At 37.0% G+C, this 14,655-nt stretch carries 21 protein-coding genes; 14 read left to right on the forward strand and 7 right to left on the reverse strand.

The window, feature by feature from the left end; all coding sequences use genetic code 11:
- Positions 1 to 382 precede the first annotated feature (382 nt).
- Genes J0J33_RS05725 through pyrF form a run of 3 tightly spaced genes read left to right on the forward strand, consistent with a single transcriptional unit; the run spans position 383 to position 2,815 of the window.
- Entirely contained in the window at positions 383 to 1,168 is a 786-nt protein-coding gene (locus J0J33_RS05725) for a dihydroorotate dehydrogenase electron transfer subunit (protein ID WP_206921609.1), read from the forward strand.
- A complete protein-coding gene (locus J0J33_RS05730; protein WP_206888502.1) occupies positions 1,168 to 2,103 on the forward strand; it encodes a dihydroorotate dehydrogenase in 936 nt (311 codons plus the stop codon). The genes J0J33_RS05725 and J0J33_RS05730 overlap by 1 nt, the downstream gene beginning before the upstream one ends.
- A complete protein-coding gene (pyrF, locus tag J0J33_RS05735; RefSeq protein ID WP_019291647.1) occupies positions 2,096 to 2,815 on the forward strand; it encodes an orotidine-5'-phosphate decarboxylase in 720 nt (239 codons plus the stop codon). Before J0J33_RS05730 ends, pyrF begins: the two co-directional genes overlap by 8 nt.
- A 32-nt stretch (positions 2,816 to 2,847) precedes the next feature.
- Here the strand turns inward: pyrF and rsmG are convergent, their stop codons facing one another.
- The 6 genes from rsmG to J0J33_RS05765 form a co-directional block, all read right to left on the reverse strand.
- On the reverse strand, positions 2,848 to 3,561 hold the full coding sequence (rsmG, locus tag J0J33_RS05740; protein WP_206888505.1) for a 16S rRNA (guanine(527)-N(7))-methyltransferase RsmG: 714 nt from the start codon (positions 3,559 to 3,561) through the stop codon (positions 2,848 to 2,850).
- The gene (locus J0J33_RS05745; RefSeq protein ID WP_206888508.1) at positions 3,561 to 4,520 is read right to left on the reverse strand and encodes a polyprenyl synthetase family protein; all 960 of its coding nucleotides are present in this window, start codon (positions 4,518 to 4,520) and stop codon (positions 3,561 to 3,563) included. Before J0J33_RS05745 ends, rsmG begins: the two co-directional genes overlap by 1 nt.
- A complete protein-coding gene (locus J0J33_RS05750; protein WP_014025081.1) occupies positions 4,511 to 5,041 on the reverse strand; it encodes a Gx transporter family protein in 531 nt (176 codons plus the stop codon). Before J0J33_RS05750 ends, J0J33_RS05745 begins: the two co-directional genes overlap by 10 nt.
- Entirely contained in the window at positions 5,038 to 5,433 is a 396-nt protein-coding gene (locus tag J0J33_RS05755; protein WP_004258398.1) for a NusG domain II-containing protein, read from the reverse strand. Before J0J33_RS05755 ends, J0J33_RS05750 begins: the two co-directional genes overlap by 4 nt.
- A gap of 102 nt (positions 5,434 to 5,535) precedes the next feature.
- Positions 5,536 to 6,462, reverse strand: a complete 927-nt coding sequence (gene galU / locus J0J33_RS05760; protein ID WP_019291643.1) for a UTP--glucose-1-phosphate uridylyltransferase GalU — start codon at positions 6,460 to 6,462, stop codon at positions 5,536 to 5,538.
- Between the two features lie 23 nt (positions 6,463 to 6,485).
- On the reverse strand, positions 6,486 to 7,505 hold the full coding sequence (locus J0J33_RS05765; protein WP_019291642.1) for an NAD(P)H-dependent glycerol-3-phosphate dehydrogenase: 1,020 nt from the start codon (positions 7,503 to 7,505) through the stop codon (positions 6,486 to 6,488).
- A 219-nt stretch (positions 7,506 to 7,724) separates the two neighbouring features.
- On the opposite strand from J0J33_RS05765, the gene J0J33_RS05770 reads away from it, so the two are divergent.
- The 4 genes from J0J33_RS05770 to J0J33_RS05785 are packed head-to-tail and all read left to right on the forward strand — an operon-like array spanning position 7,725 to position 9,592.
- Positions 7,725 to 8,207: a nucleoside deaminase gene (locus tag J0J33_RS05770; RefSeq protein ID WP_019291641.1), complete on the forward strand. Its 483-nt coding sequence runs from the start codon at positions 7,725 to 7,727 to the stop codon at positions 8,205 to 8,207.
- Between the two features lie 19 nt (positions 8,208 to 8,226).
- Positions 8,227 to 8,724, forward strand: coding sequence for a GNAT family N-acetyltransferase (locus tag J0J33_RS05775; protein WP_086582126.1), 498 nt, complete (start codon positions 8,227 to 8,229; stop codon positions 8,722 to 8,724).
- Between the two features lie 13 nt (positions 8,725 to 8,737).
- Positions 8,738 to 9,226 (forward strand): GNAT family N-acetyltransferase, encoded by a 489-nt coding sequence (locus J0J33_RS05780; protein ID WP_019293720.1) that lies wholly within the window; start codon positions 8,738 to 8,740, stop codon positions 9,224 to 9,226.
- 30 nt (positions 9,227 to 9,256) lie between these two features.
- On the forward strand, positions 9,257 to 9,592 hold the full coding sequence (locus J0J33_RS05785; RefSeq protein ID WP_206888515.1) for a potassium channel family protein: 336 nt from the start codon (positions 9,257 to 9,259) through the stop codon (positions 9,590 to 9,592).
- A 62-nt stretch (positions 9,593 to 9,654) separates the two neighbouring features.
- Here the strand turns inward: J0J33_RS05785 and J0J33_RS05790 are convergent, their stop codons facing one another.
- Positions 9,655 to 10,848 carry a cyclopropane-fatty-acyl-phospholipid synthase family protein gene (locus J0J33_RS05790; RefSeq protein ID WP_019293718.1) on the reverse strand — a complete coding sequence of 398 codons (1,194 nt, stop codon included), beginning with the start codon at positions 10,846 to 10,848 and terminating at the stop codon, positions 9,655 to 9,657.
- Between the two features lie 267 nt (positions 10,849 to 11,115).
- Between J0J33_RS05790 and J0J33_RS05795 the strand changes: the two genes are divergently transcribed.
- The 7 genes from J0J33_RS05795 to J0J33_RS05825 all read left to right on the forward strand — a co-directional run bounded on the left by J0J33_RS05795 (position 11,116) and on the right by J0J33_RS05825 (position 14,199).
- On the forward strand, positions 11,116 to 11,400 hold the full coding sequence (locus J0J33_RS05795) for a DUF1294 domain-containing protein (protein WP_029343287.1): 285 nt from the start codon (positions 11,116 to 11,118) through the stop codon (positions 11,398 to 11,400).
- 32 nt (positions 11,401 to 11,432) lie between these two features.
- Complete coding sequence (locus tag J0J33_RS05800; protein ID WP_019293716.1) at positions 11,433 to 11,732, forward strand: bacteriocin immunity protein; 300 nt, start codon at positions 11,433 to 11,435, stop codon at positions 11,730 to 11,732.
- Positions 11,733 to 11,779: 47 nt separating this feature from the next.
- Positions 11,780 to 12,148, forward strand: a complete 369-nt coding sequence (locus tag J0J33_RS05805) for a TIGR02328 family protein (RefSeq protein WP_165719488.1) — start codon at positions 11,780 to 11,782, stop codon at positions 12,146 to 12,148.
- Between the two features lie 273 nt (positions 12,149 to 12,421).
- Positions 12,422 to 12,592, forward strand: a complete 171-nt coding sequence (locus J0J33_RS10775) for a hypothetical protein (protein WP_242526912.1) — start codon at positions 12,422 to 12,424, stop codon at positions 12,590 to 12,592.
- A 47-nt stretch (positions 12,593 to 12,639) separates the two neighbouring features.
- Entirely contained in the window at positions 12,640 to 13,008 is a 369-nt protein-coding gene (locus tag J0J33_RS05815) for a hypothetical protein (protein ID WP_207781712.1), read from the forward strand.
- A gap of 54 nt (positions 13,009 to 13,062) precedes the next feature.
- The gene (locus J0J33_RS05820) at positions 13,063 to 13,455 is read left to right on the forward strand and encodes a hypothetical protein (protein ID WP_206888519.1); all 393 of its coding nucleotides are present in this window, start codon (positions 13,063 to 13,065) and stop codon (positions 13,453 to 13,455) included.
- Positions 13,456 to 13,515: 60 nt separating this feature from the next.
- Positions 13,516 to 14,199 carry a TIM44-like domain-containing protein gene (locus tag J0J33_RS05825; RefSeq protein ID WP_019291630.1) on the forward strand — a complete coding sequence of 228 codons (684 nt, stop codon included), beginning with the start codon at positions 13,516 to 13,518 and terminating at the stop codon, positions 14,197 to 14,199.
- Positions 14,200 to 14,655: the final 456 nt, after the last annotated feature.

Raw genomic sequence — 14,655 nt, forward strand, 5'->3', positions numbered from 1 at the left:
TTCGCGTACTTTTAAGTATGAGAAAAGGATGATAGACGCTTTTGTACACCTGCAGCCTCTCTGCAGGTGTTTTTATTATCATTCTTTCTGCTTTAGCAGATTAGAATGATAATACGCAAGGAGCAAAGCGAGTTGTGAACCATCAGTCATTCTTTCTGCTTTAGCAGATTAGAATGATAATACGCAGGGAGCGAAGCGAGTTGTGAACCATCAGTCATTCTTTCTGCTTTAGCAGATTAGAATGATAATACGCAAGGAGCAAAGCGAGTTGTAAAGCATTAGTTATTATTTCTGCTTTAATATGCGGGTTCATTGTAGATAAAGAACTCTTGACCTGCAAAACGCTTTGGCTAATGGATTCGTTTTATAAAAAGGAGGAGCAATGAAGCTTCAAGAAGAGATGCTTATTGTCAGTCAGAAAGAAGTTGCTGAAGATATTTTTGAGTTGGTGTTGCAAGGCGATTTGGTAGATGATATGGAGATGGCAGGACAGTTTTTGCAATTAAAAGTTCCCAGTCAAGAATTACTTTTACGGCGGCCAATTTCGATTTCGAGTTGGAATAAGCAGGAAAAAACGTGTACATTACTCTATCGTCGAGGTGATAAAACCACGGGAACCCACCTTTTGTCAAAAATGGTTGCAGGACAATCAGTGGATATTCTTGGTCCTTTAGGTAAAGGATTTCCAGTTGATGAAGTAACAGAAAATGATCAAGTCCTTATAGTAGGTGGAGGAATAGGTGTTCCTCCGCTGTACGAGTTAGCGAAGCAGCTTAGTAAAAAAGGCTGCAATATTACGGTTTTGCTCGGATTTGCACGTGAGGAAGTCAAGATTCTTGAAGAGCAGTTCGCGCAGCTCCCTAATATTGAGGTAAAAGTAGCTACAGATAATGGTTCTTATGGTTCTCGAGGACATGTTGGGCATTTATTCAATCAGCTTGAACAAGAGGTAGATGTGGTCTACGCTTGTGGTGCACCAATGATGTTAAAAACCGTAGCAACAAGGTTTGAAACTTTAGAGCGCTTGTATTTGTCAATGGAAGCACGTATGGCTTGTGGAATTGGTGCATGTTATGCTTGTGTTGTCCCAGATAAAAAAGACCCAGAACATGCTTTAAAAGTATGTCAAGACGGGCCGGTATTTAAAGGAAATGGAGTAGTAATATAATGAATCGACTTGCAGTGGAACTTCCTGGATTGAATCTAAAAAATCCAATTATGCCTGCTTCAGGCTGTTTCGGTTTTGGCGAGGACTATGCACGATATTATGATTTAAATCAACTGGGTTCCATAATGATTAAGGCCACAACCCTTAAACCACGTTATGGTAATCCAACGCCACGTGTTGCAGAAACAAGTGCCGGCATGCTTAATGCGATTGGTCTGCAAAATCCTGGTCTAGATGCAGTACTCTCAGATAAATTGCCTTGGCTGTATGAAAACTTTCCTGAGCTACCTATTATTGCTAACGTAGCCGGTTCTGAACTATATGATTATGTAGCTGTTTGCGATAAAATAGGGACAGCACCAAATGTTAAAGCTATTGAACTCAATATTTCTTGTCCTAATGTGAAGCATGGCGGGCAAGCATTTGGTACAGATCCGAAAGTTGCTTATGATTTGGTCAAGGCTTGTAAGGAGGTAGCGGATGTCCCACTTTATGTCAAGCTCTCGCCAAATGTGACGGATATCGTAGAAATCGCTCAGGCCGTAGAAGCAGCAGGAGCTGATGGGATTACGATGATTAATACTTTAATGGGAATGCGTTATGATCTGCAGACTCGTAAACCGATTTTAGCCAACATTACAGGTGGTCTCTCAGGGCCGGCGATTAAACCAGTAGCTTTAAAATTGGTTCACCAAGTGGCACAAGCAGTGGAATTACCGATTATCGGAATGGGCGGTGTAATGACTGCTCAAGATGTTCTTGAATTTTATCTGGCTGGTGCAAGTGCGGTTGCAGTAGGGACAGCAAACTTTTCCGATCCCTATGTGTGTCCGAAAATTATTAATGAACTTCCTGAACTTATGGATAAGTATGGGATTGAAAGTTTAGAAGAATTACGTAAAGAAGTAAAAAAGGAGAAAAAAGAAAATGCATGAATCAAGACCAATGGTAGCCCTTGACTTCCCCAGCTTACGCGACGTAAAAAATTTTTTACTGCGCTTTGATGATCACGAAAAACTCTATGTAAAAGTGGGAATGGAGCTCCTCTATCAAGAAGGGCCTGTTGTTGTAGACTTCCTTAAATTTCAAGGTCATGATGTCTTCTTAGATTTGAAACTCCATGATATTCCAAATACAGTTGGCTCAGCCATGAAAGGTCTAGCCCGTTTAGGAATAGATATGATTAATGTTCATGCTGCTGGAGGGATTGAGATGATGCAGCAAGCTAAAGAAGGTTTGATAGCTGGAACACCTGCTGGAGAAAAGGTTGCAGATTTGATTGCTGTCACTCAGCTGACTTCCACTAGCCAAGAAAGTATGCACCATGATCAAATGATTATGACAAGTTTGGAAGAATCAGTTCTACACTATGCTAAATGCACAGATGAGGCTGGTTTAGATGGTGTTGTATGTTCAGCTCATGAGGTTCAAAAGATTAAAAGTGTCACACGTCCAGATTTCATCTGTTTGACACCAGGTATTCGTCCTGCAGGCACAGCCAAGGGAGATCAAAAACGAGTGATGACACCAGAAGAAGCACGCAATATCGGATCGGATTATATTGTTGTTGGCCGTCCAATTACGCGTGCTGAAAATCCAATTCAAGCCTATCAAACTATTAAAAATGAATGGAATGGGCGTGCATAATAAAGAAAAAGCTCTGAATGAACCAGAGCTTTTTAAAGTGGCTTTTTATTGGGCGTTCCCGCTTTTCGTGGGTACTTTTTCGGCGTTTCTTTTTTCTTTTCGATAATAGCAATGTGTCGCTCATCACCATTTGGAAGTTGATAATCAATCTGTTCGATAAATTTACTTCCTAAGACGGCAATTGCATGTTTAGCATCCGAAAGTTCTTCATCAAATTTAGCCGCTTTGAGTGACAAGAGATGGCCATTTTTCTTAAGAAAAGGAATAGTGAGTTCAGAGAGTACACTGAGACGCGCAACTGCGCGTGCTGTAACAATATCAAATTGAGCGCGGTAGAGAGGATTTTGTCCAAAATCCTCAGCGCGACCGTGCAATAAAGTCACTTTCTCTAAGTGCAACTCTTTTGATAAAAGAGACAAGAAGTTGATGCGCTTGTTAAGCGAATCAATAATAGTTACTTGTAGCTCTGGGAAAATAATCTTCATTGGTAAACTAGGAAAGCCTGCCCCGGCGCCAATATCAAGGATTTTTAAGGGCTCATTTTTAATGAGCTTATAGAGAATCGGTGCAATTGAATCATAGAAATGCTTGAGAAAGACTTCTTTTTTCTCTGTAATTGCCGTAAGGTTAATTTTTTCATTCCACTCAACGAGAAGCTCAAAATAGCGTTCAAATTGTTCTTTTTGTTGATCATTTAAGAAAAGGTCAAAAGTTTCAAGTTGCGCATAAAATTCTTCAGGGTTCATTATAAATTCCGTTCCAAAAGTTTTCTTGTAACACTGCTAATGTTATCACGTGTTTGGCCCTCAGGGAGTTTATTAATTAGATTGAGAGCTTGATTAGTATAATATTGGGCCAACTCTTTAGTTTTAGTCAGCGCTCCAGAGCTTTGAATGAAGCTGTAAACTTCTTCAAATTGTTCTTTTTGAATCAAAGATTTCACATGACGATGATCGATTTCTAAAGCAAAAAGAACGGGTGCAGAAAAGATACCTTGCTTGATGTCTTCATGTACAGGTTTTCCCAGGGTTTGACTGTCGCTAGCATAATCAAGATAGTCATCCATAATTTGGAAGGCAATTCCAATGTCCATCCCAATATTATAGGAGAGTTCAGATAAGTGAACATCTTGCATAATTAAAGGAGCGATTGAGGATGACATAGCAAAAAGTTCGCCAGTTTTTCCAGAAATATTTTGAATATAGTCATCGAGCATTTGCTCAAAATCAAAATGTTTGTTGAGTTGTCCAAGTTCTCCGCCTAAAAGGCGTTCAATAGATCCGATGTTTTTTGTTAAATTTGGCAAATCAAAAGAATATTTTGACAAAAGTTTAAAAACAGTTACAAAGAGATAATCGCCAGCATAAACAGCAATTGACGGATCGTATTTTTTCGAGAGAGTCTCGACACCGCGACGTGTATCTGCTTGGTCAACAATATCGTCGTGAATAAGCGTTGCAGTGTGCAGCATTTCGACGCTTGCAGCAAGTGCGATTTTACTTTTATTATCCATAGCAGTAAAATCAGCAAACATTAATAAATAAGCCGGACGTAGCATTTTTCCACCTGCATCAAACAGGTCAAAAATGGCTGACTTGATTTCTTTATTTTTGATGCCAACCTGTTGCTTCATCAGCTTTTGAACTTTGACTAAGGAAGATTCTAATTTTGGATATTCTGACCAAATTGTATTTTTTACGTCCATTTTTTACTTTCTTTAATAAATAATAACTGTATTGGTGCTACACGCTGAATGATTTGGTTGCCACCAACACCGATGGCAAAACCAGCGAGCATACCGAAAAAAGAGAGCCATGGTAAATAAAGCATTACGGAGCTTGTACCTGTAATAAGCGAAGCAACAAGCAGTTGTCCGAGATTATGAAAGAAGCCTCCGACAACAGAAATACCAATGAGAGAGACCCATTTGGGTCCTAATTGCTTCATGAGGTACATGGCTAAGAGGCTTAAAATAGCTCCTGCCGCAGAGTAGATAACCACAGAAACACCTGTGAATAAGGCAGTAATTAGCAAGCGCAAGACCTGCATTGTCCAAACTTTTCGCCAATCTAAGGTGAAAATGGCAATAATCATTACCAGATTAGCTAGGCCAATTTTGGCTCCCGGAGCAAAAGCGAAGAAGGAGGGAATCCAGCTTTCAAAAATGCCCATAACAACAGCTACTGCAGTGAGAAGTGCTATATAAATATTTTCTTTTACATTCATCCGCTATAATCCACTCCAGATTCTGATTGATCTCCAATGATTTGAATGACTAAATCATGAGGTAAACAAACGATAGTATCGTTAACTTTTGAAATAAAGCCACGTTGCACATCAATTTGATCGCGACAAGAAGCCTTAACAACAGCAATCGCTCCATCCTTTACCTCTATTTCATTGTAATCCCCATCCTCAGAGCGATAAGTCCAGCGCTGATTTTTGCTTAAATCAAATGTTTTAATCACTTTCCCTTGCACACGTAATTGGGCCTTTGTCCCAGAGCTATTGTGAGGCAGGAGAAAAAAAACAGAAAAAGAAGCACAAAATAAGGCAAGAATAATGATAATATCCAGAGCTTTAATCTTGATTTCTTTGAAAAATTTCATCCCCTCCATGATAGCATAATTTAGGCAAAATAAGAAGTTCGGAATGATTTGTTCTTACAAGGAAAAAGGGGATAAGAAGAGCTGCCCAAGCAAACGCTGGACAGCCTTGAATTATTTTTCAGTTTTGCTTTCAGATTTTAAAAGTTCTTCTGCTTTAGCGATGATGTAATCATGTAATTCATCCTTGATTTGTGGATGATTGAGACCATATTCGATAGTTGTTTCAACGAAACCAAATTTATCGCCGACATCATAGCGTTTGCCAGTGAACTCGTGTGCAAAAACGCGTTGTGTTTTATTTAAAGTTTCAATCGCATCCGTCAATTGGATTTCGTTACCTGCACCAGGTTTTTGTTTTTCTAAAACTTGGAAAATTTCTGGAGTTAAGAGGTAGCGGCCGATGATAGCCAAATCAGAAGGAGCATCCTCAACAGCAGGTTTTTCGACGAATTCTGCAACATTGTAAAGACCTTTAGAAACTTCACCTTCTGGAGCAATAACACCATATTTGTCCACATCGTCATGTGGAACTTTCATTACAGCGATTGTTGAAGCGTGTGTTTTCTCATAGTCAGAAATTAATTCTTTTGTGAGTGGTGTACCATCCCCCATGATGTTCATAAGATCGTCACCAAGCATAACAACAAATGGTTCATCGCCAACAAAGGCTTTTGCTTGAAGAACTGCATGTCCAAGCCCCATTGGGTGGCTTTGACGTATAAAGTGAAGATTGATATCTGTTGTTTCTTCAACTAATTTTAAAAGCTCTGTTTTACCTTTTTCTTTAAGGTTTTGTTCCAACTCAATGTTTGAGTCAAAGTGGTCTTCAATAGGACGTTTAGCTTTACCTGTAACGATTAAGATATCTTCAATTCCTGATTTTAAGGCTTCTTCAACGATAAATTGAATCGTTGGTTTATCAACGATAGGTAACATTTCTTTGGCAAGGGCTTTAGTAGCAGGCAAGAAACGTGTACCCAGACCGGCTGCGGGAATAATTGCTTTTCTTACTTTTTGTTTTGGGTTTGTTTTAATCATTTTAAAAATTAGCTCCTTTTGATTTAGATACTGAATTCGTTTTCGGTACGTGTTTCACGGCGCATAATGTCTAAGATGCCTTCACGGGCATCCATATTTTCATAAAGCACCTTGTAGATTGTCTCAGTGATGGGCATATCGATATGCATACTTTGTGCGAGTTCGTAAGCGGCTTTGGTTGTTGAAACACCTTCGATAACCATTCCCATATTTGCTTCGATATCCGCAAGCTTCTCACCTCGACCGAGAGCATCACCTGCTCGCCAATTGCGTGAGTGAATCGATGTACCCGTAACAATCAAGTCACCTACACCAGACAAGCCGCTATAAGTAAGTGGTTGAGCGCCCATAGCAACACCTAAACGGGTAATTTCTGCTAAGCCACGCGTGATAATTGCTGCTTTAGCATTATCACCAAAACCAAGACCATGTAAAGCCCCAGCACCGACTGCAATAATATTTTTCAAAGCACCCGCTGTTTCTACACCAATAACATCCGTATTGGTATAGAGTCGGAAATAATCGTTAGAAAAAATTTCTTGGGCATATTTAGCCGTCTCTAAATCATTTGAAGCAGCAGAGATTAAGGTAATATCACGTCGAATTGTTTCTTCGGCATGCGAAGGACCAGAAACCACAACAATTTCGCTTCGGTATTCTTCTGGAATCTCTTCTTCGAGTATTGAAGAAATACGTTCATGGGTCCCTTGTTCGAGCCCCTTAGATGCATGCATAACTGTCACTTTATGTTTAAGAACTTTTGCGACTTGTTGAGCAACCAAACGTGTGACTTTTGTTGGAACAACGAAAAGAATAGCATCAACATCAGACAAGGCAAATTCGAGATCGGTATAAGCAGAAATTTTCTGATTTAAAGTGATCCCTTTGAAGTAACGTTCGTTGGTATGCTTTTCATTAATTTCAGCAATTTGGTCAACATTGTTTCCCCAAATACGAACTTCATGTCCATTGTCATTAAGAACTTGAGAAAGAGCAGTTCCCCATGATCCAGGGCCGAGCACGGCAATTTTTTGTGGATTCATATTTTTTCCTTTACTAATTTATCCTAGCTTATAAAAGCCCAATACATCCTCATTTTACCATAATCTATATTAAAATTCACTGAAAACCCAAGTGAGAAAATAAAACAAAAAAGAAATTTTGCTTAAAAGATGTCAATAATACAGTAAACGCTTTTATTTACAGCGGGTTCATTGTATAATAAAGTCTAACTATTTTATTATGGAATAAGGAAGGTGAATATGCAAAGACAAAAACATATTGCGCTTTTGGAACGCTGTGTGGAGATTTCCCAAAATGCTCGCAATCATGGGAATACTCCTTTTGGTGCACTTTTGACAGATAGCAAGGGAAATATTCTCCTAGAACAAGAAAATATTGAAATTACAGAACAGATTTGTACGGGACATGCAGAAACCAGTTTGGCTGCAAAAGCTTCCAAGCTTTATTCCAAAGAATTTTTGTGGCAATGTAAACTTTATACTACAGCGGAACCTTGTGCAATGTGTACCGGAGCTATTTATTGGGGGAATATTGGAACTATCGTTTATGCTCTAACTGAAAAACGTTTGTTAGAACTAACAGGAGACAATGAACAAAATCCCACTTTTGATTTGCCTGCGCAACAGATTATTGATCGCGGACAAAAGCTCATACAGATTATCGGACCCTTTCCAGAAGTAGAGGAAAAAGCTAGAAAAGTTCATGAAGGATATTGGAAATAAAAAGCAAGGAGATTCTAAAATGAAAATCAGAGCACTAGAAAGAACAGACTTAAAAAATATTCATATCATCAACAATGAAGCTAAAACTATGCATTTATGGTTTCAAGAACCTTACGAATCCTTAGATGAATTAACGGCTCTATATGATAAGCACATTCATAGTATGGATGAACGTCGTTTTGTTGTAGATGTGGATGGTGCATTTGCGGGCATAGTAGAATTGATGGAAATCAACTTCATCCATCGTAGTTGTGAAATACAGCTTATCATTACAGAAGAGTATTCTGGTCGAGGCTTGGCACAAGAAGCATTTCACCAAGCCTTAGAATATGCTTTTAAAGTATTAAACATGCATAAAGTTTATCTTTGGGTTGATGTTGATAATGCTCCTGCTGTTCATATCTATGAAAAAGTTGGGTTCAAAATTGAAGGAACAATGAAAGAACATTTCTTTGCAGCTGGAAGTTACCACGACAGTCATTTTATGGGGCTTTTGAAAAAAGATTATTTAAAATAAAAAGGAGAAGAAGATGACAAGAATTCGTCCGGCACATTATTCTGATTTAGAAGAAATAGCACATATTAACGTAGACAATTGGCAAACGACATATGAAAGCATCTTGCCTCCTACTTATTTAGAAAGTTTAGAATATGATACATTTCAGAAAAATTGGGAGCATTTTCTTGCAAAACCCTCACAATATATTCTCGTCAAAGAGTTAGAAAATAACGTTGCAGGTTTCATTGCTTACTCAGAAAGTAGCGACCAGAGAGGTAACTTGTACATTGATTCCCTTCACATCTCCCAGAAGTTTCAAAGAAAAGGGGTGGGGACTCAGTTATTGTCACATGTGTTGCAGCAAGCAAAAGAAGCCCAAATGACGGTTACCATTGCAATTCTTAAAAATAATGAAAATGCAAGAAGCCTTTATACAAAGTTAGGTGCAGTACATTTTAAAGATTTTTCGGATAAGTTTGGGGATGTTACTACAGAGTCAGAACTTCTTATTTGGAAATAAGCTTATAATAAATTTAGAAAGAAGGTTTCTGTGCTATCCTTACTAATTGCGACCAAAAAATTATTCACTTCCTTTAGTTTTATCTTAAAAAAGGACGATACAAAAGCTTTGTTTTTCTTAATGGCAACAACCTTGATGAGTGGAACTATCTTTTATTCAACAGTAGAAAAATTTAGTATTCTTGATGCCTTGTATTTAAGTTTTATGACCTTAACAACGATAGGATACGGTGGCTTATATCCGATAACTACAACAGGTAAAATATTTACAATGATCTATGCTACGGTTGGTTTAGGTATCATGGCTATGTTCATCTCTGTTATTGCCAAGGCCTTTATATATTCCAAACAAAAGCACAAAGAATAAATGTGCAAAAAAAAATCAGTTGTATTTGACAACTGTTTTTTTCTTTTAATATTCATAAACGTTTAATGATGTTGGAGCATATACTGACGAGTCATTGGAAGACCAACACCTGAAGGCCCTTTTGTTAAAAGATATTGAACCACATCAATGTTCCCTGATTCAAAACTAGCGGCACAAGCTTGAAGATAAAGCGTCCACATGCGAGCAAAGGGACGGCCCATTTCCTTTTCAACATCTACAAAAACTTTACTGTAGTTTTCGTTCCAGATTTCTAGTGTTTTTTGATAGTGACGACGTAAAGGTTCCAAATCATCAAGTTGTAATTTTGCAGTCATAATGTGTTCGACATTTTCAGCAATGTTTGGAATATAACCTCCTGGGAAGATATATTTTTCGATGAAGGGATCAACACCTGCTCCACGATGTTGACCAGTAATTCCATGGATAAGGGCACGAGAATTTGGTTTGAGATAATCATAAACCTTTTGGAAATACATTTCTAAATTTTCTTTACCCACATGCTCAAACATGCCCACAGAAGTTACATAATCAAAGGTTCCTTCATTTAGATCACGATAATCTGTAAGGAAGACTTTGACTTTATCCTCAAGTCCGAGTTTTTTTGCCTTATTTACGATATAGTTGTATTGTTCTTCAGAAAGAGTAACACCTACAGTTTCTAAGCCGTATTCTTGTGCAGCGGTAAAGAGCAATGTTCCCCAGCCACAACCAATATCTAATAAACGTCCGCCAGGTGTACTGTTGAGCTTGTCAAGGATATGATGTACTTTAGCGATTTGTGCTTGTTCCAGTGTCATATTCTCATTTTCAAAATAAGCACAAGAATAAGTCATCGTTGGGTCCAACCATTTTCTGTAAAAGTCGTTCCCAATGTCATAGTGCTGATGAATATCCTTTTTCGATTGCTTTTGGGAGTGATTGCCCAAGAGCTCAACAATGGATTTTCCGAAGCCTGATTGATTTGTTAAAAAGCTATCTGCTTTACGATAAGCGGAAGCGACAAGTTCTTGAATACTTCCTTCAATTTCGATTTCATCGTGCATGTAAGCTTCAGCAAGAACCAGAGTAGGCATGGATGCTAAATCGCTAAAAGCGAATTTTTTATTGAAAATGATGTGTACTTGAGCTTCACCATCGCCATATTTCTCTGTTTTGCCATCCCAGTAAGTTACTTTTACTGGAATATCAAAGGCAGAGGCGAGAGCTTTGTTTAATACTGTTTTTTCAAATACCAAGTTATTTCCCCTTTTCTAACTTTGCTATAGATAAAACTATACTCCGAGTTTTTTTGAATGTCAAATAGTTAAATTTTACAGATAAATGAGGTTAAGTGCTTCATTTATTTGATAGTCTGTTATGACTTCAAGCCCAGCAAGTGATATAATGAATAGCATAAAGATGAGTTAAATTGATAAAAAGTTTTAAATCACCCAATGAATGAAGCGACTAACCATTGGTATTTAAAACTTCTTAAAAATAAATTTAAAAACAGAAAGATAGCAATGACAACAACAGGACTTCTTATTTTAACAGCACTTATTATTTGGAACATTATTGTCTTTCTGTTTTATGCTATTGACAAATACAAGGCGCAGCATCATTTGTGGCGGATTCCAGAGAAGGTGCTTATTTCCCAGGCGATATTGGGCGGTGGTTTAGGCGCATTTCTAGGTGGAAAAATTTGTCGACATAAAACACAAAAAACATATTTTATCGTTTCATGGTATCTTGGCTTGGCTATTGATTTAATTTTAGTGGTTCTGATTTTTAAAACCTTGCTCAAATAAATCAAAACAGGCTTTTCAAAAGGAGTTCACTTATGAAAAATGTAAATTTATCCGCAAGTGAAGAACAGATTTTAAACGATATTTATCGATTAATATTGGATGAATCCTTGACGAGCCAAGAACGGGAAGTACTGACTAAGGCGAAAAACTTGATAGAAAGCGGTGACTATGTCCCGCAGATAGTGCAACGTATTCAAGTGAGCTTTACCTTGCTTGCCTTAAACGGAAAATTATCGCCAAATGCAAGAAAATTTAGTCAAAAAATTCCTGAAAGGCTTTATGAAATTTTGCCTTTTGGAAGTGTTCCGCTGGGGATAAATCGACCTTTATGATTGATCTAAAATAGGAGGAATAATAATCTGGAAAAAGGAGATGAGAGATGAGGTTATGGCACGAAGATTTAATAAAGCATCTTCCGCGGATGCAATTGCTTGGACAGCACAGAGAATGCTGTGCTTTGAGAGGGAGAGGCTGGGGCAAGCCACACGCGACTGTAAATTATGTTTTTGATTATTCACCCTATAAATTATTTCAATATCATCAACAAGTTATGGAGGAAATGAAGCGAAGAGGATACAAACCGGCTAAGGAATGGGAAAGTCCCTTGTACCGTGGTAACCATTGTTCAAGTTATGAGTCACTGGAGACTATGTCTTTGACTGTTCCTATTTATCCAGAGCATAATGTAGATTATTTGATGGAATGCCTGGATAACTTAAAGGCTAAAAATGTGCTGATTGAACTCTAAATTATAAGGAGTTATATTATTAAAATTAAAAAAACAAGTGCAAAAATTTCAGTATCTATTCGCTCTCTTTTGATAATCCTAGTTGCTGCCCTATTGATTTATTTCAGCCCACTTTTATTAGTGTTGGGTTCTTTTGCATTGACGGATATAAGCGCCAAAATGTATAGCCAACAAAATATTACGGACATTATTAACGATCCACAGATGTGAGGCGCTAAGATTCAGCAGGATAAGGACAGTTCGAGTTTATCATGGGATGCTTTAAGCACTCCTATGATAAATATCAAAAATGCTTCTACCAAAGATCTGGAACGATTAGCAAAATCTGTTTATGGTAAAACAAATTATGACAGATGTGCCGTCAAAAAAATGAATCTTGACACTAAAGTAGAATTTTATAAAGAAGATTCCCTTATTTATACTGTTAATTTTACAGGAAATTAGTGCTCACAGCCAAAAAGAAAAACAAGAAAGTCAAGGAGGAAGAGAAAATGGAAAATAAAAAAATGAGTTTAATAAATGCAGTAATGAGTGCCTTTTTAGGCAGTGTCCTCATTGTGTTGTCTCTTTTTGGCTTTCAACTTTTCTGGAATACTAATCCATACTTTAATGGGGTTCACGGACACGTACCAGAGAACTGGAATCTTCAATTATTATTAGGTATGTTTGGTGTAACAGTAATTATTAGTATTATTTTGATTATTATGGGGGTTGTTGACCGTAAATCTTCAACAGAAAAAGATACTAGGCGTGCAGGTTTTTATTTTATCTTGGGCGGAATATTTGGATTGTTTCCATTTTTAGGCTTTGTTGGAGGAATCTTGACTTGGATTGGCAGTGGAATGAGTGTCAAGGATTAATAATAGTATTAACAATTACTTATGAAATAGAAGTTGTGGAAGGAATGAATTAAAATGAAAAAAGCACAACCTTTTGAAGCTTACTTTAATGATAATGACTTAAGTGAAGAAAAACTTGCGAGAATGCGACTTACACGACAGTTGGTCCATACTATCTATCCTGATGTGCAAGAACGTGTTTCTTATGCAATGCCAGGTTTTTACCCTAAACAGGCCAAGAAAGCGACACAACAACTTTTTTTACTAATGGCTAATAAGGGCTGGTTAGGTATTTATGGAACACAAGGTATGAAAGAAAGCGATTTTTCTGATTTTGCTGATTATCGTCTTGAATTTGGAAAAGGGTCACTTAAGATCCCCTACGATATGCCGGAGCTTGAGTATAAAAAATTGCTTCAACTCATAATGAGTTATAATGCTAAGAGAAATGGATTTGATATCTCTTAGCTATAAAGGTTCTATATATGTATCGTATCACTTTACTGATTGAGCTTCTAGAATAAAAAAATGATAAAAAAACAAAAAATATTTATTGCTCTTCTAGTAATGAGTTTCTTCATCATCTTTGCTCCCCATGTTCTGGCATTAGCTGGGGGCTTCCATGGAGGTGGAACTACGGGTGGTGGAGGTTTCCATGGAGGGACTGGAGGCATTCACACTAGTAATAACTCACCATCAAGTGTGGAAGGTGGTATATCAAATAAAGTAAAGCTTATGCTTTCTCTTGTAGGTCTTGGTATTATCATAGCTATTAGTGCAGTTATTAAACCTAAGGGAATATATACTGAGGGAGTTCATATTGATGATATGGAACTTTCTAATGCCATAAAGAAACAGTTCTTATCTATTCAAGATGCTTGGAATACACAGGATATATCAAGAGTATCGCAGTTATATAGCGAAAAACTTTATACCAAGCATACTAAAACTTTGTTAAGCTACTTAGATAAGCGAAAAATAAATCACACAGAAAATATTGAAATCGAAGGACTCAGTCGCCTATACTGGAAAAAATCTAACACTTTCGAGATAGATATATCTTTTAAGGCTGTTGATTACGTAATAGATAAGGATACTCAACAAATACTAAAAGGTCTTCCCAATTATCAACAAAAATTTAAACAAAGATGGACATTTGTTACTGATAAAGAAGGAATGAAGGTTGATAAGATTAAGGAATTTAAGATTTAAAACTATTATTTTCGAGATATTTACTTGAGGTTTACATTTTTATCATGCACCTCTTGATTAAAGTAGTGTTCTAATAAATATGAGTGCTGTACATCACTTTTACACATTGAAATGTTTCTACGAGTGAAAAAGGATAGTTACATTTATTGATGTTATAATTGGAAGTATTAACTCCTTTTCTAGGGAGGTAGTTCTACGTAATGGCAAATCCTAAAAATCCTTATAAAATAAAAAAAAGAACATCTCTAGGTGTTCAGAGTTATTAAAAAGATTGGAAAAAAATCATGAAATTTATTATTTATAGTTGTGAAATAGTAGCAATAATTTTATTGTACTTATTTGCGCCATTAAGTCTTTTGCTTAAAATTATAGGTTTTGTAATAATTATTTGCATTTCACAGTACGCCCTTTCAACCTTAAAAGAGAATGAAACGAACGATACTCTTTCTTAAAATT

This window comes from Lactococcus sp. LG1267 (genome assembly GCF_017309545.1).
Lineage (GTDB): Bacteria > Bacillota > Bacilli > Lactobacillales > Streptococcaceae > Lactococcus > Lactococcus petauri.